Origin of the sequence: Sphingomonas sp. DBB INV C78 (genome assembly GCF_042693015.1) — a bacterium.
In the GTDB taxonomy this organism is placed as follows: Bacteria; Pseudomonadota; Alphaproteobacteria; order Sphingomonadales; family Sphingomonadaceae; genus Sphingomonas_E.
The window spans coordinates 913,928-939,545 of the sequence record NZ_CP170544.1; the positions used below are offsets into that span (position 1 = coordinate 913,928).

Genomic DNA, 25,618 nt, shown 5'->3' on the forward strand with positions numbered 1-25,618 from the left:
ATGACGGGGGCGGCCGTGTCTTCGGGCCGGTCGCCCCGGATCAGGGAAGGCGGTTCAGGCCGCCTTGGCATTATCGGCGGGAGTGGCCTCTATCGGATGGCCGCTCTCGCCGATGCCGTTTGGACGCCGGTGGAAACGCCCTGGGGCAAACCTTCAGACGAGATACTGGTCGGCACGCTTGGCGGACGCGAAATCGCCTTCCTGCCGCGCCACGGCCGCGGCCATGTGCTGGCGCCGGACGAGATACCCGCGCGGGCGAATATCGCCGCACTGAAGGCGCTCGGCTGCTCCGAGGTGATCGCGGTCTCCGCCGTCGGCTCCTATCGCGAGGAATTGCCGCCCGGCACCTTCGTGATCGTCGACCAATATGTCGACCGCACGATCCGCGCCGGCCGCAGCTTCTTTGGCGAGGGCGTGGTGGCGCATGTCGCCTTTGCCGATCCCGCCTGCGGGCGACTGGCGAGCCGGGTTGCGGAGGCGCTGACCACGCTTGGCCTGCCGCATCGGGTCGGCGGCACGATGCTGGTGATGGAAGGGCCGCAATTTTCGACGCGCGCCGAATCCAGGCTCTACCGCGCGCAGGCAATGGACGTGGTGGGGATGACAGGGTTGCCCGAGGCGCGGCTCGCGCGGGAGGCGGAGCTTTGCTACGTCAATATCGCGATGGTCACGGACTTCGACGCCTGGCACAAAGGCGCGGTCGATGTGGCCGAGGTGATCCGGGTGCTCGGGCAGAATGCCGCCAATGCGCAGGCGCTGGTAGCCGAGGTGGCGGCGGGCGGCGCGGCGCCGGAGACGTGCCCCAAGGGGTGTAATCATGCGCTGGACGCTGCGATCATCACCGCGCGGGACGCCTGGCCGGATGCGGCACGGGAACGGCTGGCAACCCTTGCACCCAGGATCTTCGCATGACCGACAACGCTGATCTCGCCGCGCTGATCCGCACGATCCCGGACTTTCCCAAGCCCGGCATCCAGTTCCGCGACATCACTACGTTGCTGCTCGACGCCGAGGGGCTGGCGGCGACGATCGAGCGGCTGTCGGCGCTGCATGACGGGCCGTTCGACATGGTGGCGGGGATCGAGGCGCGGGGCTTTATTTTCGGGGCGGCTGTTGCACACAGACTGGGCGTCGGGCTTGTCCTGATCCGCAAGGACGGCAAACTACCGGGGCGGACCGTCGGCATCGACTATGCGCTGGAATATGGCGAGGACCGGATCGAGATGCATGAGGATGCCTTGGTTCCGGGTTGCCGGGTGCTGCTGGTCGATGATCTGCTCGCCACCGGTGGCACCGCCTTGGCAGCGATCCGGCTGCTGAGGAAGGCGGGCGCGGAAGTGACGGCGGCGGCGTTCGTAATCGATCTGCCCGATCTGGGCGGTGCTGCACGGATCGCCGACGAAGGCGTGGCGGTGGGCACTCTGGTGGCGTTCGAGGGGCACTGAACACTACCTTCGTCAACCAGGGCTTGCAGTCTGTTGGATTTCGCTGGATGGGCGGGTTTTTCCGGCGAGGGCGATTGATGACGGGCTTGCGATATGGCGTGATCGGCACGGGGCTGATGGGGCAGGAGCATATCCGCAACATCCAATTGCTGCCCGGCGCCCGCATCACCGCGATCGCCGATCCTGAGCCGGCATCGCTAATCGCCGCCGGTTGCCGCGATGCCGCGCACTTCACCGATGCCGAGAGCTTCGCCGCTGCGGCGGACGTGGACGCGGTGATCGTCGCAAGCCCCAACCATACGCATCGTGAAGTGCTGGAGCCGCTGTTCGCGCGCGGCCTGCCGATCCTGTGCGAGAAGCCGATCGCGACGACGGTGGCCGATGCCGCCTGGATCGTCGACCGCGCCCGCCGCCATCCCGCGCCGTTCTGGACAGGCATGGAGTATCGCTACATGCCGCCCGCCCGGCGCTTCATCGCGCAGGTGCATGAGGGCCGGGCAGGGCGGCTGGTGATGCTGGCGATCCGCGAGCATCGCTTCCCCTTCTTGGACAAGGTGGGCCAGTGGAACCGCCTGTCGCGCAACACCGGCGGGACGATGGTGGAGAAATGCTGCCATTTCTTCGATCTGATGCGCCACATCATCCGCGCCGAGCCGGTGCGGGTCTTCTGTTCGGGCGGGGTGGACGTGAACCATGCCGACGAGCGGATCGAGGGGCAACGGCCCGACATCATCGATAACAGCTATACCGTGGTCGATTTCGACAATGGTGTCCGCGCGATGCTCGATCTCTGCATGTTCGCGGACGGCGCCGAGCATCAGGAGGAGATCAGCGCGACTGGTGACACGGCGCGGATCGACCTGATGGTGCCGCCGGGCGACATCATCTTCAGCCCGCGCGTCGGCTATGGCAACGCCAAGCAGGCGGTGCGCGAGCATGTCGACGTGGAAGCGGCCGCGCTGGCGGCGGGCGAGCATTTCGGCGCGACCTGGCACCAGCATCTCGCCTTCGCCCGCGCGGTCAAAGGCGAGGGGCCGGTGGAAGTGACGGCTGAGGACGGCCTGCGCGCGGTGGCGATGGGCGTCGCCGCCGAAATCAGCGCACGTGAGAAGCGCGCCGTGGAGATGAGCGAAGTGTTGGGTGTGCGCCTCGCGGCTTGAGGTGCGCTTCTGCCGCTTCCGAGATTGTCCTCACCCATTTGTCGGATTTGAATCCCAAAAATTGGGCGGCGCTCTGGACGGAAGGATCGCCATGCGGAAAAATCGCCGCGATGACCAGTGGGAGGCGCATGTGGGGATGAAGGCGCGTTGGACGGGCGGGCTGCTGCTTCTGGCCGCGGCCGCCATGCCGGGAATGGCAGCAGCGCAGGGATCGAAAGTCAGCTCGGCGGTCGAGCTTGTGCAGAAGGCCGACGCGCTGAAGCCCGGCGATTGGGTATGGGCGCCGGAAGTCGCGCCGGCCGGGCCGATGCTGGTCTATGTCGATCTGTCGCGGCAGCTTGCCACCGTCTATCGCAACGGCGTGCGGATCGGTGTTTCGACGGTGTCTTCCGGCAAAGCGGGGCATGAGACGCCTGACGGCGTTTTCACGATCCTTCAGAAGGATGCCGCGCACCATTCGAGCAAATATAACAATGCGGCGATGCCGTTTCAGCAGCGGCTGACATGGGACGGCGTCGCGCTCCACGCGGGGGGACTGCCCGGATACCCGGAGAGCCATGGCTGCGTTCACCTGCCTTACGCCTTTGCCAAGCTGCTGTTCGGGGTGACCGACCTTGGCGGCACAGTGGTCGTCGCCGGCAGCGCCGGATCGGCGGTGCATGTGCAGGACGCCGGGGTGCTGGCGGCATCGTCCGTCGCCAAGGCGGATGGCCGAAGCAAGCCATTGTCGCCAAATGAAAGCTATCGCTGGACCCCGGAGGCGTCCCCCGCGGGGCCGGTTTCGGTGATCCTTTCGAAATCGGATCAGCGTGCCATCGTGCTGCGCAACGGGATCGAGATCGGCCGGGCGCGGATCACCATTCCCGATCAGGACTTTGCCACCCATGTGCTGACATTGACCCGCAACGCCCAGGGCGGCGAAAGCTGGATCTATGTCGGCGTGCCCGGCCATGCCGGTGAAGTGGGCCGGGTGCTCGACAGCGCCGTCATGGCCCGCGTCGAAGCTCCACATGGGTTCATGGCCGCGATCCGAACGGTGCTGGCCCCTGGTGCGACGGTGCTGGTGACGCAATCTCGTGTGAATGGCGCCACGACCGGCACGAGGTTGGCGGTGATGAGCGGCACCGATGGGCCGGAGCCTATTTCAACGCCTTAGGCGGGGTGGGCGAATTCCGATGATGAACCGGTGGTGGGGTTCGGGAGGGCTGCGCGTTGCCCACAAGCTGCCTGTCGGGATGCGACGACAGAGCGGACAATTGGCTCCCCTCCCTTGCTGGGTGGGGAGGAAGAGACGCTGGCCTCCGTTTCCCCGACATCCCGGACACTCGCGTCCGCCATCCTGTTGCCCGAGAGTGGGCATTGTCCTCCCGGAATTGTCCACGCGATCCAACGCGAAGTTTCTCGATTCAATACGAATGCCGCCGATGGCGTTTCTTGCATCGCGGGCGGGTAATTCGTTAGCGTCTTCCCGACGCGTGATGTGGTGTTTGCTTGGCGCGCCAGTTCGGCTGGCAGATGATCCCATATTGGCGAGCGAGCAAACATGCCCGAGCAGGACCGCGAAACTGGCGGAAGGAATGACATTACGCGTCGGGACTTTCTCGACGGCGTGGCGCTGACCATCGGTGGCGCGGCGATCGGGGCGGCGGTTTCGGGGCCGGCCCTTGCCGCGGAAAAGGCTGCGGCTGCGGACTATCCGCCGGCGCTTCAGGGACTGCGGGGCTTCGACAACAATGCCATGGCGGCGGGGCATGCCGTGCGTGACGGGCAGGTCGCGGGGCCGGTGGTGGACACAAGCGAGGTCTATGATCTCGTCGTCGTGGGATCGGGCATGTCGGGGCTTTCGGCGGCCTATTTCTACCGCAAGCAGATTCCCGGTGCGAAGGTGCTGGTGCTGGAAGGCAGCGACGATTTCGGTGGCCATGCCCGGCGTGTGGAGTTCGATGTCGGGGGCTGGCAGGTGCTGGCGCCGGGGGGCACCATCGCCCTGGCTGGCCCCAAGACATATTCCCCGGAATCCATGCAGTTGCTGCAGGATATCGGCGTCGATGTGAATCGTTTCAACACCTATGCGGAGGCCGACAAGCCCGCCATCCAGTTGCCCGGCGGGAAAAGGGCGCCGACCGGCATGTTCCTGGCCAAAGAGCATTATGGCAGGGATCATCTGGTCGCCGATATCTCCACCGACAGATCGGCCGAACAGTGGCGCGCGGACCTTGCGACGGCGCCCTTGTCGGACGGGGCGAAGGCGGGCTTTGCGAAGCTCCAGACCGACAAGACCGACCACCTGGCCGGGCTTTCGGCGCAGGAGAAAGCGCGCCGGCTGAGCAGCATATCCTATGCGGCCTATCTGAAGGATGTGGCGGGCATCCACCCCGACGCGATCGATCTCGCGTCCCGCATGAACTATCCGATGGAGAGCAGCCAGGCGGCGAGCATCGATACGATGAGCGCATTCTATGCGTGGCGACGCGGCGAGAGCGGCTTTGCCGGTCTGGGCGAGCGCCCGCCCCACAATCGTTCCACCCTGACGAACAAGCCGGGCAAATGGGTGCAGTTTCCCGATGGCAATGCCAGCGTCGCGCGGCTGCTGGTGCGCTGGCTGATCCCCGGCACGCTGCCCGGCGCGACGATGGAGGATTCGATCCGCGCGCCGATGGCCTATGACAAGCTCGATCTGCCTGCCAATGACGTCCGGCTGCGCCTGTCCAGCATGGTCACCAACGTGAAGCATCTGGGCACGCCCGAAAGCGCGCGGGAGGTGGAGGTCAGCTATGTCCGCGACGGGCGGGCGCACAAGGTGCGATCGCGCGCGGTGGTGCTGGCATGCTTCAATGCGATCATCCCCCATCTCGTGCCCGAACTGCCCGAGGAGCAGAAAGCGGGCCTGCGCATGGCGGTGCGCAAGCCGCTGGTGCAGACCTGGGTGGCGTTCCGCAATTCGGCGGCCTTCTACAAATTGGGCGTGGATTCCATCGCCTGCCCCGGCATGTTCTTCCTTTCGATCCAGCAATGGGAGCAATCGGCGGTCGGTGGCGCTTATCGCAAGGCGACGGGGCCGAACGAACCCGTCATCGTGCTGATGGAGCTTGCCAACCATGTGCTGGGCGAGCCGGGATCGGGATTGCCGCCGCGCGATCAGTGGCGGGCCGGGCGTGCGCGGCTGGAGACGATCAGCTTCAATACGTTCGAGAAGAATGTCCGATCGCAGCTCGATCGCGTGCTGGGGCCGGCGGGGTTCGATTCGCGGCGGGACATTGCCGGCATCACCGTCTGCCGCTGGGCGCATGGCTATGCCGGCGGCACCAACACCTTGTTCGATCCCGACTGGACGCACCGGACGGACGCGCCATGGGTGGTGGGGCGCAAGCGCTTCGGCCGGATCGCGATCGCCAATTCGGATGCAGCGGCGGTGTCGCTGACCAATGCCGCCTTCGACCAGAGCCGCCGCGCGGTGAGCGAGATCGTCAACGACGTGGTTCGCCCGGTTTATAATTACTTCTGGTCGGAAAGTGATACCGCGGGGCTGCCCGTGGATTATCCTCCGCTGACCTGAGCGTGCGTCCGTTTCCCAGATAAAGAGCCGGGCCGACGCCTTGCGGCACCGACCCGGCAGGCCCCGATAAGGGTAATCGGAGCGGAGAGACCTATTTGGAGAGCTGGCCCTTCGGCGTGACGATGCGGACCACCACACGGCGGGCCTGATCGTCGCTGGCCGGAGCGGCCTCGCCTGGGGCCGTCGTGCCTTCACCCATCGCGGAAGGCGAGAGGACACGGCCGGGCTGGATCAGGCCGGTCTGGCGCAGATAATTGCTGACCGCACCGGCGCGCTTGAGGCTGAGGCGCTCATTCGCCTCGGCATCACCGCGCGAATCCGCGAAGCCGAGGATCGAGATGCGATAATTGCCGTAGCCTGGGGCCTTCTGCGCCAGCGCCTTGAGTTGTTCCTTATACTGGGCGCCAACGGTCGAGCTGCCGGTGGCGAAATAGACGGTCGCCTCTTCGCGGATCGCATATTCCTGGCCGTCGATGATCGCCTGGCGCAGTTCGGCGAATTCAGCGGTCGTGCCGGCCTTGGTGGCCACGGCGGAGCGCCAATCGCGATCCTTGAACTCGATTTCCCTGGCGGTGATGGTGTCGCCCTGCAATTCGCCCTTGGCCGTGAAGATCAGGCCGGGGATCAGGCTTTTGACGTCGCGGGTCTTCTTCTGGACGAGACCGCTGGTCTCGCTGATCTTGGTATCGGGGGTGAGAACGACGTTGAGCGGCCCTTCCTTGGATCGGGCGCTGATGCCGCTATCGCCGATCGAGACGATCACGGCTTCCTTCTTCACCTCTTCGGCGAAGGCCGATGTCGAGACCATGAGTGCTACGGCAAGGGCCGCAAGGCCATGCTTGACTTGCATGTGATGCTCCTAATTGGAGGTACAATCGCCAAGCCATGTCTATTTGATAAGGCTCCGTAACGGCATCGGTAACTCTACTGATTAGCGGAGAGATAATTCAGGATGCCGGATGGGGGTTATTACCGAATATCCCGTTGCCTCTGCGAGGGATTGATCTGGAAAAGATCCGTATCCAGCGGTTAAACTAGGATTATAGCCCGATAATTCTTCTAATTGCCGGTGCGCTTCGCCAGCGGATAGGAAATGATCAGGACGAGCGGCTCCTTGCCCGATTGACGGATGCCGACATTGGCGCCGTCATAGAGGTAAGCGGCCATGCCGGGCTTGAGTGCGGCCTTGCGGCCGTCGGACATGACCTCGCCCTCGCCGGAGAGGACGTAATAAACCTCGTCATGGGCGATGACATGTTCGCCGATCGCGGCGCCGGGGTGGAGCACGCGCTTGCGGAACTCCATCAGCCGTTGCGGCACGACGTCGCTGATGCGATAGGCGGTGCTCATGCCGATCGCGCCGTGGGGCGGCGGCTCCTGCCGGACGACTTTGGTTTCGTCGATGATCACCGCCGGAGGTGCGGCGGTTGCCAGCAGGAGTGAGGCGAGGGCGATCATTGGCGCTTCTCCGGGCTGCGCATGGCGCGGTCGCGCGCGGACAGGCTTTCCTGGATCGGCCCCTTCTGGCCGGGATAGAGGCCCGATTTCGGCTCCATCGTCGCGAGATCCCAGTCGGCCTCGACAAAGGGCGCGCGGGTTGCGGCGGGGTGGGGGTAACCGCCGACTTGGCGTTCGTCATCGATGATCTCGCCGCGGCCCTCGGCGACGAAGAAAAGGACGCGGATGTCGTGATCGTCGCGGTCCCATGGCCGCGCGCCGGCATTGGCAAGCACATGGGTTTCGACATCGCGCGCGGGTAGAACGTCGAGGCCGGCGGGCCAGGTGGGTGGCGTGGCGACCTCGATCAGCTTCGCGCGGGTCTCGCCATAACGGCCGAACATCGGCAGGGACACGCCATGCTTATCGACCGCGATATTGTCGCGGCCGTGATAGCGCAGATCACCGTCGCCGCCGAGCATCAGGAAGGGCAGGCCGTCCTCGGTGGACGGGCCGCCGCGCATGACATTGCCGACGGCGGAAAGCTCGCCGTCCTGATAGGGCTGGCCCGCCCATTCGAGCGCCATCAGATTGTAATGCACCGCGCGCCGGCCGGGATCGTAGATCAGATTATTGACCACCGCGGCATGGACGCCGCCCTTCAGCAGCGGCGCGCGCTCGACATTATGGGCGTAGATATTGCGGTAGATCAGGATGTTGGTCGCATTGTCGTGGATCAGCGACCCCTTGCTATGCTCGCCCTTGGGGTGGCTAGCATTGGCCAGCCCCTCCGCCAATAGATTGTAGGAGAAGGTGACGTCGTGGGAGGTGTTGCGGCGCCATTCCTCCGGCGTCGAACCCTTGAAGCGCGGGCCGGAGGCGGAGAGATTTTCGTCGAGTGCCCAGGTCATCGTGCAATGATCGACGATGACATTATGGGCGCCGACGGTGGAGAGCGCGTCCACTTCCCAGCCGCTCATCCTGGCCTGGCCGTCGACGCCGGGGCGGATGCGGATGTGACGGACGATCACGTCATGCGTCTTCACGTCGATCCCGCCGCGAATCAGGGTGATGCCGGGGGAGGGGGCCGTCTGGCCGGCGATCGTGACATAGGGTTCGGTCAGATCGATCGTCGTGCGGCCGAGATCGATCACGCCGCCGACCTCGAACACGATGATGCGCGGTCCCTTTGCAGCGAGCGCCGCGCGGAAGCTGCCGGGGCCGTCCGCCGCGAGCGTCGTCACCCGGATGATGCGGCCGCCGCGGCCGCCGATGGTGCCGTCCGCCGCCCAGCCGACCGCGCCCGGAAAAGGCGGGGAACCGGCCGCAAAGGCGGGTGTGGCCGAAACGGCAAGCGCGATCAGAATCGAAAGCAGACGCATATATCCCCTCCGCCAAGCCTTCTTGACACGAGTGCGGCTTGGTCTCAATGTCTCTATGACACCGGTTACTTAGTGCGTAAACAGCGGTGCAGACCGTAGGAAATACGGCGGCAGGGGAGATGGAGCGGGCCGCATTGCGCCGACCTGACCAGCAAATCCCCCAATCTTGAGATGCAAAACGACGGGATTCGTCGCTTTGCATCAAGGAATGCAACCGGTGTCATAACCGGTAAACGAAACTGTCCCGCCCGCGCGGCGGAGGCGCTAAAGGGAGATGGAGATGCGGAGGATCGAAGGGGGCATGAAGCGCAAGGCGGGGCAATATCTGGGCGCCGTATCGCTGGCGGTACTGGCGGTTGGCAGCGCGCAGGCGCAGACGGCGGAAGCACCCGCGACCGCGACCCCGACCGCTGCGGTCGAACAGGATATCGTCGTCACCGGCTATCGCGCGTCGCTCGATTCCGCGCTCAATGTGAAGCGCGAGGCGATCGGCGTCGTCGACGTCATCAAGGCCGAGGACATTGCCGATTTTCCGGACAATAACCTCGCCGAGTCGATCCAGCGCATTCCCGGCGTCGCCATCACGCGCGACCAGGGCGAGGGCCGCAACATCACCGTCCGCGGCCTCGGCCCCGTCTTCACCCGCGTCCGCATCAACGGCATGGAAGGCCTGTCGACGACCGGCGGCTCGGACGCGTCGGGCGGCGCGAATCGCGGCCGCGCGTTCGACTTCAACGTCTTCGCGTCGGAGCTGTTCAACTCTATCACCGTGCGCAAGACCGCGTCGGCCGATGTCGAGGAAGGGTCGCTTGGCGCGACCGTCGATCTCGAGACCTCTCGCCCGTTCGATTATAGCGACGACATGACGGTCGCGGCGTCGGCGCAGGTAGGCCTCAACGATCTTTCCAATGCGATCGACCCCAAGCTTTCGGCGCTGTTTTCGACCAAGCTGATGGACGGCCGCCTCGGCATCCTGGTGTCCGCCGCCTATAGCGAGCGCGGCATCCTGGAAGAGGGGCCGAGCACCGTCCGCTGGGAGCGCAGCAGCGACAATGGCGGCTTTGCGCCGACATCGACGCTGCCGACCGGCGCCACCGCGGGCACCGCCTTCTTCCACCCGCGCATCCCGCGCTATGACAGCTATCGCTACAAGACTAAGCGCCTGGGCCTGACCGGATCGATCCAGTTCGAGCCGACCGACAGCACCTTGCTCACCTTCGACGCGCTCTATGCCGATTTCAAATCGGACCGCGCGGAACAATATCTGGAGGCACTGTCGTTCAGCCGTTCGGGCACCGGCAAGCCGCAGACGGTGATCCTGCCGGGCGCGGTCGTCGATGATACCAACAGCCTGGTTTCGGGCACGTTCAACAATGTCGATATCCGCGTGGAATCGCGCTTCGACAAGCTGGAGACCGAGTTCCAGCAATATACGTTGTCGCTGCGCCAGGATTTCGGCGAGCGCGTCCAACTCCGCGCGCTGGGCGGCTATTCCAAGTCGGCGTTCGACAACCCGATCCAGACGACCGTCACGCTCGATGCCAACAACGTCCAGGGTTACAGCTACGATTTCTCGAACGGCCGCAACCCGACCTTCGGCTATGGCAATCTGAACGTGCAGGATCCCAATGCCTTCACGCTCTCCGAAATCCGCCTGCGCCCGCAGTTCGTAGACAATGAGTTCAAGATCGGCCGCGCCGAGCTGGAGTTCGAGGCGAGCGAAACTATCCGGTTGAAGGGTGGCTTCGACTACAAGAAATATAATTACGCGTCGCGCGAATATCGCCGGACCAGCGAGACCAATGTGCCGACGCTCGCGCCGGGCCAGCTTGCCGGGCTGTCCGATCTTTATTCGTTCAGCCCCGGCACGCCGATGGGCGGCACGGTGCGGACCTTCGTGGTGCCGAACATCGATGCCTTCGCCGATGAGCTTGGCATCTATTCCAACAGCGGCATCTACACGCTGACGGGCATCAACAATAACAGCGCCCAGGGCAATTGGACGACGGTGAGCGAGCGCGACTTGGGCGGCTATCTGCAGGCGGTCTATAATGGCGAGATCGGCGGAATGCCGCTGAAGGCCGATGCCGGCCTCCGCTATGTCGAAACCAAGCAAAGTTCGACCGGCTATGTCGGTGGCGCCGCCAACCCGCAGCAGATCATCGCCAACAAGACCTATGACGACTGGCTGCCGTCCGCGAATGTGGGCCTGGAGATCACCGATGAACTGATCCTGCGCGCCGGGATTGCCAAGGTGATGTCGCGCCCCAACCTCAACCAGCTGACGCCGGGCGGGGCCTTCTCGATCTCGGGTGGCAACCGCACCTTCACGCGAGGCAATCCCGATATCGGCCCGACCCGCGCCTGGGATTATGACGTCTCGGCCGAATGGTATTTCGCGCGCAGTTCGGTGCTGTCGGTTGCGTTGTTCTACAAGGATATCAGCAGCTTCGTCGCGAATACGACACAGCAGATTCCGTTCAACGAACTCGGTTTGCCGCCTTCGCTGCTCGACGGCACTACGGTGCAGCCGACCGACCTCTTCACCGTCACCCAACCGATCAACAGCGATGGCGGCACGGTGAAGGGTGTCGAATTCGGTTTCCAGACGCTATTCAACTTCTTGCCCGGCCCGCTCAGCAATATCGGTCTGCAGGCGAATTACACCTATGTGAAGTCGAACATCGAATATCCGCTGTCGACGGCCGCCGGCGCGCCGGTGATCGTGCAGCCGCTGGTGAACCTGTCCAAGCACAGCGCCAACGGCACGCTTTATTATGAGGACTCGCGCTTCATGCTGCGCGGATCGGTGTCCTATCGCAGCGGTTTCCTGACGATGGTGCCGGGCCGCAACGGCGTGTCGCCCGGCAATGGGCCCAACTTCAACCCCAATGCCGGCCAGCCCACCTTCAACGATGTCGAAGGTACGCATGGCAGCATCAATGTCGATCTGTCGGCATCGCTGAAGGTGACCGAGAATGTCTCGCTGACGGCCGAGGTGATCAACCTGACCGACGAATATGTCGACCAGTATATCGACAGCGCGGCGGACCGGTTGAGCACCTATCACCATACTGGCCGGCAATTCTATTTCGGGGCGCGGTTCAAGCTGTAGGCGAGGAGCGTTCGACCGACCAAAAGATCGACGTCATCCCTGCGGAGGCAGGGATCCATGGCTCTCACAACCCGAGACACCATCGCGAGTGGAGAGAGCCATGGGCCCCAGCCTTCGCTGGGGCGACGTGGTTTTTTTGGTCAATGGCAGATCGTCAACCGAGCCGGATCGTCCGCACCGGATCGCTGCCGTCGAAGCCGGCGGCGGCATCGCGGACCATGGCGTAGAAGCCCGTGAGGGCGGGGCGCCCTTCGTAGAGCTCGATCATCTGGCCGTAGCGCGCGACGCCATCCACCATCACGAAGGCGAAGCCGTCATTCATTTCGGCGTAGAGCGCTTCCGCCAGCCCATCGGCGGCGAATTGCGCGCGCGTTTCCGCCAGATCGTCGACGATCAGCGCGACATGGTGGAAGCCTTCCTCACCGGGTGCGTAGAGGTCGCGAAAGGCCGAGGGGCCTTCGTTGTTCTGCTGGACGAACTCGATCATCAGGTCGCCCCACTGGCCGTAAGCCGATGTGTGATCGAGCGGGGCCGGCCGCCCGCGGTGCAGGCAGGTGCGCAGCGGGATATTGTCGGCGACGAAATAGGGGCCGGAGCCGAACAGGCGATGATGGGCGAGCGCGGACGCCCGCACATCATTCACCAGATAGGCCACCTGCCGGATCGGATGGCGGATCACAGAACGGGCGGCTTCCCGTCGGGATCCTGGTTCACGAAATAATCGACATATTTGTGGAAATACTGGTTGCCGCGCTCATTCTTGCCGAAGACGACGGACTTGATCGCGCCTGAGGACAGGCCTTTCTGCACCTTCAGGCCGACGCCATAATCCTCCTTATCGACCACGTCGCGCAGCCAGTTCATCATGCCTTCGATCGCGGCCTGATCCTCCGCATCCTTCGGCGGTTCGCGGCGGATGAAGAGCAGGTTGGTGGTGTTCTCCTCCGGCGTCGGCCCCGGCATCAGTTGCGCAACCTGGGTGATTTCCGGCGCGAAGAAGATGCTGACATTGGGGAAGATGGTGCGGACGAAATCATAGCCGTGATTTTCGTTTTCGCCCCACAATTCGCGCGGCACGGCGCCCAGCGACTCCTTGATTCCGACCTGCGGGAAGCCGACCCGCATATGCGGGCCTTGTGCGGTGAAGTGCATGATATTGTTCATCGTGCGCGGGTGGATCGTTTCCGGGTGCGCGGCGGCGAAATGATAGCCTTCGAGATAGCCGTCATAGGCGATCTTCCAGTTCGCACCCTTGATCTGGCGCGATCCGCAATAATGCCATTTGCCGAGATCATAGGCATCGAGATCGGCCAGCATGCTGCCGAGATGCTTCTCGATGTCGATTTCGGCGCCGGGCGTCAGAACCACCCAGATGATGCCGCCGGCCTCGACGCAGGGAAGCCGGGTAAGCCCGCGATCCTCCTTGCAGATCGTGCCGAATTTCTGCGCGTCGGAAACCGCGAGCAGCTTGCCGTCATTGGCGAAGGTCCAGGCATGATAGGGGCAGGAAAAGCGGTTGGCATTGCCATGGCCTTCGGGCGCCACGATCATCCCGCGATGCGTGCAGACGTTGAGCATCGCCGCGACTTCGCCGGTCTTCTTGCGGGTGAGGAGAAGCGGCTTCCCCATCAGATCGAACGCCTTGTAGTCGCCCGGATTGGGGATTTCCGCCGACAGGCCGGCCAGGATAGGCAGCTTGTGGAAGATATGTTCCATCTCGGCGGCGAAATAGGCCGGGTCGAGATAGGCGGAGGCGGGGACTTCCATCGGCGCTTCGGCGCTATCGGTCGTGCCCGTCTCGACAAATTCCAGCAGGCTGGCGGCCTCGTTGCCGATCGTCTCGTGATAGCCCATGCCTCTACTCTCCCATTGCCCTCGTGCGCGCTTCCGCCGATCAATACGCGCCGCCGGCCTGCCCAGAAACTCGGTATGTTCATAGGTCTGCGGGCCGAGACGGATTTCCTCTGACTAGCGCCAGTTGCCGCAAGGCGGGCGACCGGTTCTTTTCGCCACCATGAAAGATGTCAGGAGCGAGCGGATGATGATCGACCTCAAGGGCAAGGTGGCGCTGGTTACGGGGGCGGCATCTGCCGAGGGGCTGGGCTTCGCCGCCGCGCTCAAGATGGCCGGGCAGGGCGCACGGCTGTTCCTGACCGACCTGAATGCGGAAGGCGTGGAGGCCCGCGCCGCCGATCTGCGTGCCGCCGGCCATGAAGCGCAGGCGATGGGCCAGGACGTGACCGACGAGGCCGCCTGGGCCGCGACGATCGATGCGGTGGTGAGCGCGTTCGGGCGGATCGACATATTGGTCAACAATGCCGGCATCGCCGTGCTCAAGATGATGAGCGAGATGACCAAGGCCGATTGGGACCGGCAACTCCGCGTCAATCTCGACAGCGTCTATCTCGGCTGCAAGGCGGGGCTTGATCAGATGCGCAAGCAAGGCGGCGGGGGTTCGATCGTCAACCTTTCATCCATCGCCGGGCTGGTCGGCGTGCCGGGCACCGCGGCCTATGCGGCGAGCAAGGGCGGCGTGCGGCTGATGACCAAGGCGATCGCACTGGAGGCCGCGCGCGAAGGCATCCGGGTCAATTCGGTCCATCCGGGTTCGATCTGGACGGACATGCAGAAGGTGGCGATCGCCGACAACAAGGAACAGTTCGACATCATCGAAAATGCGATCCCGATGGGCCATCTTGGCCAGCCGGAGGATATCGGCGCGATGGTGGCGTTCCTGGCTTCGGACGACGCCAAATATATCACCGGGGCCGAGTTCACCGTCGATGGCGGCATGACCGCGCAATAGGAGTGCGGCCATTGGCGACGATGCTCCGCCCTGCCCATGTTCCCGCCGATCGCGTGGTCGATTTCGACGTCAATGCGCCGCCGGGGCTGGAGGGCGGCTTCCACGAAAGCTGGCACGGGCTGGTGGCATCGAGCCCGCACAAGCTGAAATGGACCGATCGCAATGGTGGGCACTGGATCGTCACCGACGGCGCGCTGCTGAGCGAATTCTTTGCCTCGCCCGAGCGGCTGTCCAACCGCATCCTGTTCGTGCCGCGTGCGACGGCGGAACTGCACAAGTTGATCCCGACGACGCTCGACGCACCAGAGCACACCCCTTACCGGCGGCTGCTCAACAACGCATTGTCGCCCCGCACCGTCAGGCGGATGCACCAGCAGATCGAAGGGGCGGCGGTCGAGCTGATCGACGCATTTGCGGAACGCGGCCATTGCGACTTCATCGCCGAATATAGCAGCATCTTCCCGATCCGGATCTTCATGGCGCTGGTCGATCTGCCGGACGACGACAAGGACGAGCTGAAGCGCTGGTGCGACGCGATCGTGCGGCCCGATCCGGACCTGTCATTCGAAGAGGCCACCCTGCTGCTGGGCGAATATATGGTTCCGATCGTCCGTGCCCGCCGCACATCGCCGGGCGATGATCTGCTGTCGGACCTGATGGCAGGCGAGGTGGATGGCGCGCCGATGTCGGAGGAAAGCGCCATCATGCTGGCGATGCAGGTGCTGATTGCTGGGCTCGATACGGTGGTCAATCTGCTCGGCTTCGTGTGGTATCATCTGGCGCTCAACCCGGCGGATCAGGCGCGGATCGCCACGGCCGACAACCGCACCGGCATGGTGGAGGAGATCATCCGCCGCTTTCCCATGGTGTCGATCGCGCGGCTGGCGCTCGAGGATATCCATGTCGATGGCGTCACCATCCGTGCCGACGATGTGGTGGCGATGCCGACCATGGCGCACGGCCTCGATCCCGCGGCCAATGCCTGCCCGATGGATCTGGACTTCAGCCGGCGCGATATCGCCCATTCCACCTTCGGCAACGGCCCGCACCGCTGTCCCGGCGCGCATCTGGCGCGGACCGAAATCCTCATCTCGCTCGACGCCTGGTTCGCGCGCATACCCGCTTTCGAATATGCCGGGGATGGCCCGCCGCGGATGCATGGCGGGATTGTCGGCACGATGGAAAGCCTGCCGCTCCGCTGGCGGACGGCCTGACGCAATCCATAGGTCCAAGGCCCCGGCGATCGAGCTAACCTGTCGGCAAGGAAGAGGAGAATCACTCTATGGCCGACCGCGATCCCGCGATCAAAGGCGAACCATTGCCCCGCTGCCCGGGAATTTCCTTCCGGGACATGGCCTTGGCCGATACCAATCCGGTGCCTGAGTTCCTGTACGAGGATGTGTACGAAAATCTGGGGTCGGACCCGATCCCGGCGGCGCGTTACACCGACCCCGCCTTCTTCGAGCTGGAAAAGCAGAAGATGTGGCCGCGCGTGTGGCAGTTCGCCGCGCGCGAGGAGGATTTTCCCGAGGCCGGCGACTATGTCGTCTATGAAAATGTCGGCCGGTCGTTCCTGCTGGTGCGCCAGCCCGATCTTTCGGTCCGCGCCTTCTACAATGTCTGCCTCCATCGCGGCCGCAAGCTGAAGACCGAGGATGGCTGGACCGCTGAGCTGCAATGCCCGTTCCACGGCTTCACCTGGAACAATGACGGATCGCTGAAGGGCATGCCCTGTCGCTGGGATTTCAAGCATCTGTCCGACGAGAAGATGCGCCTGCCCGAAGCGCAGGTTGGCCGCTGGGGCGGCTATGTGTTCATCCGCGAAAGCGCCGAGGGGCCGAGCCTCGAGGAATATCTGGCGCCGCTTCCCGAACATTTCAAACGCTGGAAGCATGAGGAATGCGTGACCGCGGTGTGGGTCGGCAAGGTCGTGCCGGCCAATTGGAAGGCGGTGATGGAAGCCTTCATGGAGAGCTGGCACACGGTGATCACCCACCCGCAGCTCCTGCCCTTCACCGGCGACTGCAACTCGCTCTACAATATCTATGGCGATAATGTGAATCTGACGGTGACGCCATTCGGCGTGATGTCACCCCACCTCGATCCCGAGGGAAGGGCGCAGCAGTGGATCGTCGACGAGTTCGTCAAATATAATGGCCGTTCGACGGACAATTATGAGCCGGGCGAGGGGGACGACGCCGGCGGCTTCAACGTCCGCGTGCCCGATGGCCTGACGGCCCGTGCGGCCCTGGGCGAAAGCCTCCGCGCCGCGACCACCAAGGCGTTCGGCCATGACGTGAGCTTCGCGTCGGACAGCGAGATGATGGACGCGATCCTCTACGACGTGTTCCCCAATTTCAGCCCGTGGGCGGGTTTCCAGCCCAACATCGTCTACCGCTGGCGGCCCTGGCCCGACCAGGACCATGCGCTGATGGAAGTCCGCATCCTGACCCGCGTGCCGCCTGGCGAGCCGATGCCCAAGGGCGTGCCGATGCACTTCCTGACCAAGGAGCAGAAGTGGACCGAGGCGCCCGAACTGGGCGTGCTGGGCGACGTGTTCGAACAGGATATGGAAAACCTGCCCTTCGTGCAGGAAGGGTTGAAGGCGTCGAAGACGGGCGAAATCCAGCTCGCCAATTATCAGGAGATCCAGCTCCGCCAGTTCCAGAACACGCTGATGAAATATATCAATTCCTGACGGCATCCGCCGGCGGGAACAGCGAGGGGCGGCCGGTGATCCGGTCGCCCTTTCCGTTTGTGTCTCAGATGCGTGGGGATATGCAGATCACGGCCGATAGCGGCGCCTTCTCAAAAGTGCCGCCTGTCGGGACCCGACAATCATTCAGGTCTGAACGCGCCCTAATCCGCGCCGTGGCCCATGGCGAGATAGTCGCGTGACTGCATCTCCATCAGGCGGCTCACCGTCCGTTCGAATTCGAACGCGCCGTCGCCGGCGGGGTAGAGGTTGGCCGGTTCCGCGTCGGCGGTGGCGATCAGCTTGACCTTATGTTCGTAGAGCGCGTCGATCAGCGTCTTGAAGCGGGCGGCCTCGTTGCGCTTTTCCGGCCCCAGCACGGGAATGCCGACGATGATGACGGTGTGATAATTGCGCGCGATCGCCAGATAATCGGGCGCGCCGCGGGCCTCGCTGCATAGCCGCTTGAAGGAGAAGACGCCGACGCCCTTCAGGCTTTTCGGCACATGCATCGATCGGCCGCCATGGATGGCGAGTTCCGCGCTCGGCACATGGATCGAATCCTCGGGCGGGAAATCGGTCATACGGAAGAAGGCGGCGCGCACCGCCTCGGTCGCCGCCGGGCCGTTGGGCACATACCAGGTCGGCGCGCCGCCCAGGCGTTCCAGGCGATAATCGACGGGGCCGTCGAGCGTGATGACGTCCAGCCGCGCTTCGATCAGCGCGATGAAGGGCAGGAAATGCTCGCGGTTGAGGCCGTCCTTGTAGAGATCCTTCGGCGGCCGGTTGGAGGTGGTGACGACCACGACGCCCACGTCGATCAAACCGGTGAACAGCCGGCTCATGATCATCGCGTCGGCCGTATTGTTGATTACCATCTCGTCGAAGGCGAGCAGCTTAGCTTCCTCGGCGAGCGCGGCCACGACGGGGGCGATGGGATCGCCTTTTTCCTTCGCGCGCTCGACGCGCAGGCGATCATGCACCTCGATCATGAATTCGTGGAAATGGACGCGGCGCTTGTGGCTGACCGCCACGCAATCAAAGAACAGGTCCATCAGCATGGACTTGCCGCGTCCGACCCCGCCCCACATGTAGAGCCCGCGCGGCGGGGGCGGCGCTTTTCGCAGCATCCGCCACAGCACGCTGCCCTTTTCGGGCTGGACCGACAGTTCTTCCGCCAGCGTGTGGAGTCGCTCGACGGTGCGGGCCTGATCGGGATCGGGGCGGAGCTGGCCGGTCGCGAGCAGATCGGCGTAGCGGTCCTTGACCGTGCTCATCTTTTGCCGGCCTTGCGGAGCGTGGCGGAAAAGGCGGCGACCGTACCGTGGCTTTGTTCGACGAGACCGCGGACGAAGATCAGCCGGCCGGTCTCGCGCAGCACCTCGACCACGGCATCGAGCGGCTCGGCCAGCGAACCGGGGCTCAGGAACTGGGTGTTGCAGTCGAGCGTGACGCCGTTGCCGGCCGCCGCGGCGCCGCAGGTTTCGGCACCGGCGAACAGAGCGATGTCGATGAAGCCGAGCAAAGCGCCGCCATGCACGGCATCGAGCATGTTGGAATGCTGGCGTTCCGGGAACATCCGCACCCGCGCCTTGCCTTCGGGCTCGACGCGAACCAGCACGCGGCCGAGCGTATCGAGGAAGCGGCCGCTGTCATGCAGTTCCCAGCGGTTCCAGCCCGGAAAATCCGGGTCTGGAGTGCTGGAGAAGACGGGCTCCACGGTCGCCGGCGCTTAGATCTGGCGCTCGACTTCCATCTTCTTGATCTCCGCGATCGCGCGCGCCGGGGAGAGACCCTTGGGGCACACATTCGCGCAGTTCATGATGGTGTGGCAGCGATACAGGCGGAAGGGATCTTCCAGCTCGTCGAGCCGCTCGCCGGTGAACTCGTCACGGCTGTCCGCCAGCCAGCGATAGGCCTGGAGCAGGATCGCTGGTCCGAGGAACTTGTCGCTGTTCCACCAGTAGCTCGGGCACGAGGTCGAGCAGCAGGCGCACAGGATGCACTCGTAGAGGCCGTCGAGCTTCGCGCGGTCTTCCGGCGACTGCAGGCGCTCCTTGCCCGAGGGCGCTGGGGTGACGGTCTTCAGCCAGGGCTGGATCGACGCATATTGCGCGTAGAAGTGCGTGAAGTCCGGCACCAGATCCTTGATGACGTCCATGTGCGGCAGCGGGGTGATGCGCACCTCGCCCTTGCAGTCCTCGATCGCGGTCGTGCAGGCGAGGCCGTTCGAGCCGTTCATGTTCATCGAGCAGGAGCCGCAAATGCCTTCGCGGCACGAGCGGCGGAAGGTGAGCGACGCGTCCTGCTCATTCTTCATCTTGAGCAGCGCGTCGAGCACCATCGGCCCGCAATTGTCGAGATCGATCTCGAACTTGTCGTAATGCGGGTTTTCACCCGAATCCGGATCGTAACGATAGACCTTGAAGGTCTTGACGTTCTTGGCGTCCGACGGGGCCTTGTGGACCTTGCCGCCTGACTTGATCTTGCTGTTCTTGGGAAGCGAGAATTCAGCCATGATCGGTCCTCAGTAAACCCGCGCCTTGGGCTTGATATATTCGGCCTCGTCGGTGAGCGTGTAATCGTGCACCGGACGGTAATCGAGCGTGACCTTGCCGCCGGTGCCGCCCCAGCCTTCGAACCAGGAGATGGTGTGCTTCATCCAGTTCGCGTCGTCGCGATCGGGGAAGTCCTCATGCGCGTGGGCGCCGCGCGATTCCTTGCGGTTGTTCGCGCTCTCCATGGTGCAGACGGCCTGCGACATCAGATTGTCGAGCTCCAGCGTCTCGATCAGATCGGTGTTCCAGATCAGCGAGCGATCGGTGAGGCCGACATCCTGCAGGCGTTTGTTGACCGTCTGCATCTGCTCGACGCCTTCGGCCAGGAGCGCGCTGTCGCGGAACACCGCGGCGTGCTTCTGCATGGTCTGCTGCATATCGAGGCGGATTTCCGCCGTCGACGAGCCGCCGGCGGCGTTGCGATACTTGTCGACGCGGCCGAGCGCGAGATCGGCCGAATCCTTCGGCAGTTCCTTCTGCGCCGCATTCGGCTTCAGCGTTTCCTTGAGGTGCAGGCCGGTCGCGCGGCCGAACACGACAAGGTCGATCAGCGAGTTGGAGCCCAAGCGGTTCGCGCCATGGACCGACACGCAGGCCGCTTCGCCGACCGCATAGAGGCCGGGCACGATCACTTCGGGATCGTCGCCGACCTTCGTCACCACCTGGCCATGATAGTTACAGGGGATGCCGCCCATATTGTAATGGACCGTCGGGCAGACCGGCAGCGGCTGGCGCGTCAGATCGACGCCGGCGAAGATCTTGCCGCTTTCGGTGATGCCCGGCAGGCGTTCGGCCAGCACCTTCGGATCGATATGATCGAGGTGCAGGTAGATGTAATCCTTGTTCGGGCCGACGCCGCGGCCTTCGCGGATTTCCATCGCCATCGAACGGCTGACGACGTCGCGCGAGGCGAGGTCCTTCGCCGATGGAGCATAGCGCTCCATGAAGCGCTCGCCCTCGGAATTGGTGAGGTAGCCGCCTTCGCCGCGCGCGCCCTCGGTGATGAGAACGCCGGCGCCGTAGATGCCGGTCGGGTGGAACTGGACGAACTCCAGATCCTGGAGCGGCAGGCCGGCGCGCAGCACCATGCCGCCGCCGTCACCCGTGCAGGTGTGGGCCGACGTTGCTGAGAAATAGGAGCGGCCATAGCCGCCGGTCGCCAGCACCACGGCCTGGCTGCGGAAGCGGTGGATGCTGCCGTCTTCCATGCAGAGCGCGATCACGCCACGGCATTCGCCGTTTTCCATGATCAGGTCGATCGCGAAATATTCGATGAAGAAGTCCGCATCATATTTCAGGCTCTGCTGGTAGAGCGCGTGAAGCATGGCGTGGCCGGTGCGGTCCGCGGCGGCGCAGGTGCGCTGCACGGGCGGGCCGGCGCCCATATTCTGCATATGGCCGCCGAACGGGCGCTGGTAGATCGTACCATTGTCGTTGCGGCTGAACGGCACGCCGGCATGTTCCAGCTCGTAAACCGCCGCCGGCGCCTCGCGAACCATATATTCGATCGCGTCCTGGTCACCCAGCCAGTCCGACCCCTTGACGGTGTCGTACATATGCCAGGTCCAGTGATCCGGGCTATTGTTGCCGAGCGAAGCGGCGATGCCGCCCTGGGCTGCGACCGTGTGGCTGCGGGTCGGGAAGACCTTGGTGATGCACGCGGTCTTCAGGCCGGCTTCCGCCGCACCCATGGTCGCGCGCAGGCCCGAGCCGCCGGCGCCGACGACCACGGTGTCGTACACATGGTCGATGATCTTATAGGCTTCGGACATCAGCCCTGAACTCCGTGGAACGCGATCTTCAGGATCGAGAAGATCGCGAGCGCGGCCGCACCGACCGCATAGAAATTGAGCGCGAGGAGTGCGGCGACGCGGAAACCGTCGTCATGCACATAATCCTCGATGAAGACCTGCAGACCGATGCGCAGGTGCCAGAAGACCGAGACCGTCAGCAGCACAAGCGCGACTGCAACGAACGGCGACGAGATCCATGCCGTGACGGTCGCATAGTCGAGCACCGGCAGGCGGAAGATCGACACGACGAACCAAAGTGCGAGGATGAGGTTGCCCGCAGCCGTCAGCCGCTGATGCCACCAGTGAAGCGACCCGTGCTTTGCGGATCCATAGCCGCGGACGCGGCCGATGCCGGTTCCCGTTCCCATCAGCCCCTCACGAAACAGATATAGGCCCAGATCAGGGCGGTGACGGCGACCGATCCGACGATCGTCAGGATGGCGCCGGTGCGGTTGGTCTTCAGCTCATAACCTGCGCCCGTATCGAGCACGAAGTGGCGAAGGCCGGAGAAAAGATGCTGGAAGAAGCTCCAGGTCAGGCCGATCGCAACCAGCTTGGCGAGCAGGTTGACGATGCCGCCCAACGTGTCGCCGTCGGCCGCTTCCACCGCATAATAGCGGAAGGACTCATAATATTCCGGCCCACTGGCAGCGGCAGCCAGCCACCATGTGAACAGAATTCCCGCACCCAAAGCGAGTGCGGTGCCCGTCGCACGATGCAGGATCGAGACCAGCATGTGCGGACCCCACCGCCAGATCGTGAGATGCGGAGAAAGCGGGCGTGCGGCATTACGAGACATGGAAGTCCCCCTAATCGATATGCGCCGTCCCTTTAACCGAACCGCATCGTCATGCAACCTTGGGCGAGATTCGGATGGCCGAATAACCCTGCATTTACCAACTGGCGCGTAAATAGGCCCTGAAAATCGCGCGTTGCGTGCAGGGGAGAAGACGGTGAGCGGCTATTTTTCGCAGCAGACACCCGCTGAGGTCCATATTCCTATGTCGGATGAGGACGCCGCACAGCGGCTCGCCGCCTATAATCGGGACGGCCGGCTCGAAGGCGATCTTCGTTTTCTCTGGGCGAAGGCCCAGCCGATGTTGCTGGAAGCAGCCAAGGAATATGGGGAAGGCGAATTCGGCGGCAGTGGCGGCACGGACCGCTTCGTCGAATATATCACCCAGAAATATACGATGCCGGTGGACCGGGAGTGGGTCCGTCACGCCGCCCAGCCGGCGCGCGAAATCTATCATCTGAATATCGAGCTGCCGCGGGTGATCGAAGGCTTGATGGCCTTCGCCGAAATTGCTGCCGACAAGTTTCGCCATGGTATCGAGGATCGTGAGGAGCGGCGTCGCGCCGTCTATATCATGCATCGGATGACCTGCGTCGAACTGGAGGTGATCCTGGCCCAGGTCACGCATCTCGAACGCAGTGCGGCACTGCTTCAGCGCGCCGATGCGAGCAGCCGGTTCAAGGGCACCGTCGTCACGATTCTGGAAGATACGGTCGCCAATGCCCGCGATCTCAAGAGCAAGACGGTGCACACCTCGTCGGCCGCGCGCGGTATGCTTGGCAAGGCTTCGGAGGTCGCGGCGGCGGCCGAACAGTCGGCCACGGCGATGCGTGAGGCGGCACATACGGCCGCTGGCCTGATCCGTGCGATCGAGGAAGCGCGCGGAGAGGTCGAATCGGCGGCTGCGGTCGCCACCCGCGCCGCCGCCCAGTCGGCCGAAGCGGTGATTGTGACCGAGGCGCTATCCGACCACGCCAAGGCGATCGAATCGATCCTCGGACTGATCCGCGACATTGCCGGGCAGACCAACCTGCTGGCACTCAACGCCACGATCGAGGCCGCTCGCGCCGGCGACGCGGGTCGCGGCTTCGCGGTCGTCGCGCAGGAGGTGAAGAGCCTGGCATCGCAGACGGCGCGGGCCACCGACGATATCGCCGCCAAGATTTCGGCGATCCAGGTGGCGACCAACCAGACTTTGCAGGCCAATGGATCGATTCGCGATACGGTCGGCGAAGTCCAAACCTCGGCGCGCCGCATCCAGCAGGCGATGGAAACTCAGGCGCAGACCGTCACCTCGATCACCGCAGCCGTCGACGAGACCGCGCTCGCGGCGGATTCGATGTCCAGCACGATCGCGGCGATCCGTTCGGATACCGTGGCCGTGGCGGGCGAGATCGATCGGCTCGAAACCGGCTTCCAGACCGTCGATGCCCGGCTCTCCGATCTCGAGGTCGCTACCAGCGAGTTCGTGTCGCGCTTCGCTGCCTGAGGCCCACCATGAACGCGTTTCCCAACCCCTTCGGCGTAAAATCCACGGCCGCACGCGAAGCCGCGGTGCCGCTGGCCGATCGCCTTCCCGACTTCGATCGCGATGGCACGCTGGCGCAGGACGGAGCGGAGCTGTGGGCGCTGATCAAGGGGCGCGAGCGCGAGATCGCCAAGGTTTTCTGGGATCATTATATCCAGTCGACCAGCGCGGCGGTTCATTGGCCGGCGGACAAGGTGCGGCGTGCCATGGCGGGCAGCCTTGCTTATACCCGTGCCAAATATGCAGCACCGACCGATCAGGCGTGGGTGGATATGGCGCGCGATCACGCCTGGCTCGCCCACTCGAGCGGCATAGCGCTGACGAATGTGCTGGCGGCGCTGTCCGCCGCGCATCGCCGGACGAACCAGATACTTTTCGAGGTGGCCGGCGAAGACCGCGCCCGCTTTGCGCGCCTTGCTGACGCGATCATGCGGCTGTCGGTCCTCGAAGCTGAAGTCATGACGGCAACGGTGACCGCCATCCGCGATCATGATCGCACCGAGCAACGCAATGCGGGCGCTGCCTTGTTCCGCAGCCGGATCGGTTCGGAGGTCGAACAGGCTTCGGCCGAGGGTGAACGGCTGCGCGTCGGCGCGTCGGATGCTGCCCACGCCGCACGCGATATGCTGGGCAAGGCTTCCGAGGTCGCTTCTGCGGCCGAACAATCAGCCACCGCGATGCGCGAAGCCGCGCACACCGCCGCTGGCCTGATCCGCGCGATCGAGGAAGCGCGCAGCGAAGTGGAAGTGGCGGCTGCGGTCGCCACCCGCGCTGCGGCGCAATCCGCCGAAGCGGTGACAGTGACGCAGGCCTTGTCCGATCATGCCAAGGCGATCGAATCGATCCTGGGCCTGATCCGCGACATCGCCGGGCAGACCAACCTGCTGGCGCTCAACGCGACGATCGAGGCCGCGCGGGCCGGCGACGCCGGTCGCGGCTTCGCCGTGGTCGCGCAGGAAGTGAAGAGCCTTGCGTCGCAAACGGCGCGCGCAACCGACGACATCGCGGCCAAGATCGCCGCGATCCAGGCGGCGACCACCCAGACACTGAATGCTAACGGCTCGATTCGCGACACGGTGGGCGAAGTGCAATCTTCGGCCCGCCGCATCCAGACGGTCATGGAAGTGCAGGCGCAGACGGTCACTTCGATCACCGCCGCCGTGGACGAGACCGCGCTGGCCGCGGAGACGTCGGCGCGGACCATGGCGCTGATCCATGTCGATACCGAAGCCGTGGCGCAGCGGATCGACCATCTCGAATCCGGCCTGAAGGCGGCCGATGCGCGGATGTCCAGCCTGTCGCGCGCGGCCGGAGAGTTCATCAACCTGATCCACGCGGCCTGACCGC

General features: G+C 64.3%; 22 protein-coding genes. 11 read left to right on the forward strand and 11 right to left on the reverse strand.

Annotated elements, in window-relative coordinates:
* The 5 genes from mtnP (at position 1) to ACFB49_RS04485 (ending at position 6,161) form a co-directional block, all read left to right on the forward strand.
* Positions 1-912 carry an S-methyl-5'-thioadenosine phosphorylase gene (gene mtnP, locus ACFB49_RS04465; protein ID WP_380876478.1) on the forward strand — a complete coding sequence of 304 codons (912 nt, stop codon included), beginning with the start codon at positions 1-3 and terminating at the stop codon, positions 910-912.
* The gene (locus ACFB49_RS04470; protein WP_380876481.1) at positions 909-1,445 is read left to right on the forward strand and encodes an adenine phosphoribosyltransferase; all 537 of its coding nucleotides are present in this window, start codon (positions 909-911) and stop codon (positions 1,443-1,445) included. Before mtnP ends, ACFB49_RS04470 begins: the two co-directional genes overlap by 4 nt.
* Before the next feature lie 77 nt (positions 1,446-1,522).
* Positions 1,523-2,605 (forward strand): Gfo/Idh/MocA family protein, encoded by a 1,083-nt coding sequence (locus ACFB49_RS04475; protein ID WP_380876484.1) that lies wholly within the window; start codon positions 1,523-1,525, stop codon positions 2,603-2,605.
* A 91-nt stretch (positions 2,606-2,696) separates the two neighbouring features.
* Positions 2,697-3,761: a L,D-transpeptidase gene (locus ACFB49_RS04480; protein WP_380876487.1), complete on the forward strand. Its 1,065-nt coding sequence runs from the start codon at positions 2,697-2,699 to the stop codon at positions 3,759-3,761.
* A gap of 387 nt (positions 3,762-4,148) precedes the next feature.
* Positions 4,149-6,161, forward strand: coding sequence for an NAD(P)-binding protein (locus ACFB49_RS04485; RefSeq protein WP_380876490.1), 2,013 nt, complete (start codon positions 4,149-4,151; stop codon positions 6,159-6,161).
* A gap of 91 nt (positions 6,162-6,252) precedes the next feature.
* On the opposite strand, the gene ACFB49_RS04490 is transcribed toward ACFB49_RS04485, so the two are convergent.
* The 3 genes from ACFB49_RS04490 to ACFB49_RS04500 form a co-directional block, all read right to left on the reverse strand.
* Complete coding sequence (locus ACFB49_RS04490) at positions 6,253-7,011, reverse strand: OmpA family protein (RefSeq protein ID WP_380876493.1); 759 nt, start codon at positions 7,009-7,011, stop codon at positions 6,253-6,255.
* A gap of 209 nt (positions 7,012-7,220) precedes the next feature.
* On the reverse strand, positions 7,221-7,619 hold the full coding sequence (locus tag ACFB49_RS04495; RefSeq protein WP_380876496.1) for a cupin domain-containing protein: 399 nt from the start codon (positions 7,617-7,619) through the stop codon (positions 7,221-7,223).
* The gene (locus ACFB49_RS04500; protein ID WP_380876499.1) at positions 7,616-8,980 is read right to left on the reverse strand and encodes a polysaccharide lyase family 1 protein; all 1,365 of its coding nucleotides are present in this window, start codon (positions 8,978-8,980) and stop codon (positions 7,616-7,618) included. Before ACFB49_RS04500 ends, ACFB49_RS04495 begins: the two co-directional genes overlap by 4 nt.
* Positions 8,981-9,260: 280 nt before the next feature.
* On the opposite strand from ACFB49_RS04500, the gene ACFB49_RS04505 reads away from it, so the two are divergent.
* Positions 9,261-12,095 (forward strand): TonB-dependent receptor, encoded by a 2,835-nt coding sequence (locus tag ACFB49_RS04505; RefSeq protein WP_380876502.1) that lies wholly within the window; start codon positions 9,261-9,263, stop codon positions 12,093-12,095.
* Between the two features lie 154 nt (positions 12,096-12,249).
* Here ACFB49_RS04505 and ACFB49_RS04510 read toward each other — a convergent pair whose 3' ends face one another.
* On the reverse strand, positions 12,250-12,774 hold the full coding sequence (locus tag ACFB49_RS04510) for a VOC family protein (RefSeq protein WP_380876505.1): 525 nt from the start codon (positions 12,772-12,774) through the stop codon (positions 12,250-12,252).
* Entirely contained in the window at positions 12,771-13,949 is a 1,179-nt protein-coding gene (locus ACFB49_RS04515) for an aromatic ring-hydroxylating dioxygenase subunit alpha (protein ID WP_380876508.1), read from the reverse strand. Before ACFB49_RS04515 ends, ACFB49_RS04510 begins: the two co-directional genes overlap by 4 nt.
* 184 nt (positions 13,950-14,133) lie before the next feature.
* Between ACFB49_RS04515 and ACFB49_RS04520 the strand changes: the two genes are divergently transcribed.
* From ACFB49_RS04520 to ACFB49_RS04530, 3 genes are all read left to right on the forward strand, one after another.
* On the forward strand, positions 14,134-14,901 hold the full coding sequence (locus ACFB49_RS04520) for an SDR family NAD(P)-dependent oxidoreductase (protein ID WP_380876511.1): 768 nt from the start codon (positions 14,134-14,136) through the stop codon (positions 14,899-14,901).
* Positions 14,902-14,921: 20 nt separating this feature from the next.
* Complete coding sequence (locus ACFB49_RS04525; RefSeq protein ID WP_380879828.1) at positions 14,922-16,115, forward strand: cytochrome P450; 1,194 nt, start codon at positions 14,922-14,924, stop codon at positions 16,113-16,115.
* 68 nt (positions 16,116-16,183) lie between these two features.
* On the forward strand, positions 16,184-17,599 hold the full coding sequence (locus ACFB49_RS04530) for an SRPBCC family protein (protein WP_380876514.1): 1,416 nt from the start codon (positions 16,184-16,186) through the stop codon (positions 17,597-17,599).
* Positions 17,600-17,760: 161 nt separating this feature from the next.
* Here the strand turns inward: ACFB49_RS04530 and zapE are convergent, their stop codons facing one another.
* Genes zapE through sdhC form a run of 6 tightly spaced genes read right to left on the reverse strand, consistent with a single transcriptional unit; the run spans position 17,761 to position 22,746 of the window.
* The gene (gene zapE / locus ACFB49_RS04535) at positions 17,761-18,873 is read right to left on the reverse strand and encodes a cell division protein ZapE (RefSeq protein ID WP_380876517.1); all 1,113 of its coding nucleotides are present in this window, start codon (positions 18,871-18,873) and stop codon (positions 17,761-17,763) included.
* Positions 18,870-19,316, reverse strand: coding sequence for a PaaI family thioesterase (locus tag ACFB49_RS04540; RefSeq protein ID WP_380876520.1), 447 nt, complete (start codon positions 19,314-19,316; stop codon positions 18,870-18,872). Before ACFB49_RS04540 ends, zapE begins: the two co-directional genes overlap by 4 nt.
* A gap of 12 nt (positions 19,317-19,328) precedes the next feature.
* Positions 19,329-20,114, reverse strand: a complete 786-nt coding sequence (locus ACFB49_RS04545) for a succinate dehydrogenase iron-sulfur subunit (RefSeq protein ID WP_380876523.1) — start codon at positions 20,112-20,114, stop codon at positions 19,329-19,331.
* Positions 20,115-20,123: 9 nt separating this feature from the next.
* Positions 20,124-21,926, reverse strand: coding sequence for a succinate dehydrogenase flavoprotein subunit (sdhA, locus tag ACFB49_RS04550; RefSeq protein WP_380876525.1), 1,803 nt, complete (start codon positions 21,924-21,926; stop codon positions 20,124-20,126).
* Complete coding sequence (gene sdhD, locus ACFB49_RS04555; RefSeq protein ID WP_380876528.1) at positions 21,926-22,315, reverse strand: succinate dehydrogenase, hydrophobic membrane anchor protein; 390 nt, start codon at positions 22,313-22,315, stop codon at positions 21,926-21,928. The genes sdhA and sdhD overlap by 1 nt, the downstream gene beginning before the upstream one ends.
* Positions 22,315-22,746 carry a succinate dehydrogenase, cytochrome b556 subunit gene (gene sdhC / locus ACFB49_RS04560; RefSeq protein WP_380876531.1) on the reverse strand — a complete coding sequence of 144 codons (432 nt, stop codon included), beginning with the start codon at positions 22,744-22,746 and terminating at the stop codon, positions 22,315-22,317. Before sdhC ends, sdhD begins: the two co-directional genes overlap by 1 nt.
* Positions 22,747-23,569: 823 nt before the next feature.
* On the opposite strand from sdhC, the gene ACFB49_RS04565 reads away from it, so the two are divergent.
* Both ACFB49_RS04565 and ACFB49_RS04570 read left to right on the forward strand, forming a co-directional pair.
* The gene (locus ACFB49_RS04565) at positions 23,570-24,232 is read left to right on the forward strand and encodes a methyl-accepting chemotaxis protein (RefSeq protein ID WP_380879830.1); all 663 of its coding nucleotides are present in this window, start codon (positions 23,570-23,572) and stop codon (positions 24,230-24,232) included.
* Between the two features lie 8 nt (positions 24,233-24,240).
* Complete coding sequence (locus ACFB49_RS04570; protein WP_380876534.1) at positions 24,241-25,614, forward strand: methyl-accepting chemotaxis protein; 1,374 nt, start codon at positions 24,241-24,243, stop codon at positions 25,612-25,614.
* Positions 25,615-25,618: the final 4 nt, after the last annotated feature.

Coding starts and splice junctions, on each gene's coding strand:
- sdhD (WP_380876528.1), bottom strand. CDS start 22,315: ATGGGAACGGGAACCGGCATCGGCCGCGTCCGCGGCTATGGATCCGCA.
- ACFB49_RS04565 (WP_380879830.1), top strand. CDS start 23,570: ATGCGTGAGGCGGCACATACGGCCGCTGGCCTGATCCGTGCGATCGAG.
- ACFB49_RS04515 (WP_380876508.1), bottom strand. CDS start 13,949: ATGGGCTATCACGAGACGATCGGCAACGAGGCCGCCAGCCTGCTGGAA.
- ACFB49_RS04490 (WP_380876493.1), bottom strand. CDS start 7,011: ATGCAAGTCAAGCATGGCCTTGCGGCCCTTGCCGTAGCACTCATGGTC.
- sdhA (WP_380876525.1), bottom strand. CDS start 21,926: ATGTCCGAAGCCTATAAGATCATCGACCATGTGTACGACACCGTGGTC.
- mtnP (WP_380876478.1), top strand. CDS start 1: ATGACGGGGGCGGCCGTGTCTTCGGGCCGGTCGCCCCGGATCAGGGAA.
- ACFB49_RS04530 (WP_380876514.1), top strand. CDS start 16,184: ATGGCCGACCGCGATCCCGCGATCAAAGGCGAACCATTGCCCCGCTGC.
- ACFB49_RS04505 (WP_380876502.1), top strand. CDS start 9,261: ATGCGGAGGATCGAAGGGGGCATGAAGCGCAAGGCGGGGCAATATCTG.
- sdhC (WP_380876531.1), bottom strand. CDS start 22,746: ATGTCTCGTAATGCCGCACGCCCGCTTTCTCCGCATCTCACGATCTGG.
- ACFB49_RS04470 (WP_380876481.1), top strand. CDS start 909: ATGACCGACAACGCTGATCTCGCCGCGCTGATCCGCACGATCCCGGAC.
- ACFB49_RS04525 (WP_380879828.1), top strand. CDS start 14,922: ATGCTCCGCCCTGCCCATGTTCCCGCCGATCGCGTGGTCGATTTCGAC.
- ACFB49_RS04480 (WP_380876487.1), top strand. CDS start 2,697: ATGCGGAAAAATCGCCGCGATGACCAGTGGGAGGCGCATGTGGGGATG.
- ACFB49_RS04495 (WP_380876496.1), bottom strand. CDS start 7,619: ATGATCGCCCTCGCCTCACTCCTGCTGGCAACCGCCGCACCTCCGGCG.
- ACFB49_RS04520 (WP_380876511.1), top strand. CDS start 14,134: ATGATGATCGACCTCAAGGGCAAGGTGGCGCTGGTTACGGGGGCGGCA.
- ACFB49_RS04485 (WP_380876490.1), top strand. CDS start 4,149: ATGCCCGAGCAGGACCGCGAAACTGGCGGAAGGAATGACATTACGCGT.
- zapE (WP_380876517.1), bottom strand. CDS start 18,873: ATGAGCACGGTCAAGGACCGCTACGCCGATCTGCTCGCGACCGGCCAG.
- ACFB49_RS04570 (WP_380876534.1), top strand. CDS start 24,241: ATGAACGCGTTTCCCAACCCCTTCGGCGTAAAATCCACGGCCGCACGC.
- ACFB49_RS04545 (WP_380876523.1), bottom strand. CDS start 20,114: ATGGCTGAATTCTCGCTTCCCAAGAACAGCAAGATCAAGTCAGGCGGC.
- ACFB49_RS04500 (WP_380876499.1), bottom strand. CDS start 8,980: ATGCGTCTGCTTTCGATTCTGATCGCGCTTGCCGTTTCGGCCACACCC.
- ACFB49_RS04475 (WP_380876484.1), top strand. CDS start 1,523: ATGACGGGCTTGCGATATGGCGTGATCGGCACGGGGCTGATGGGGCAG.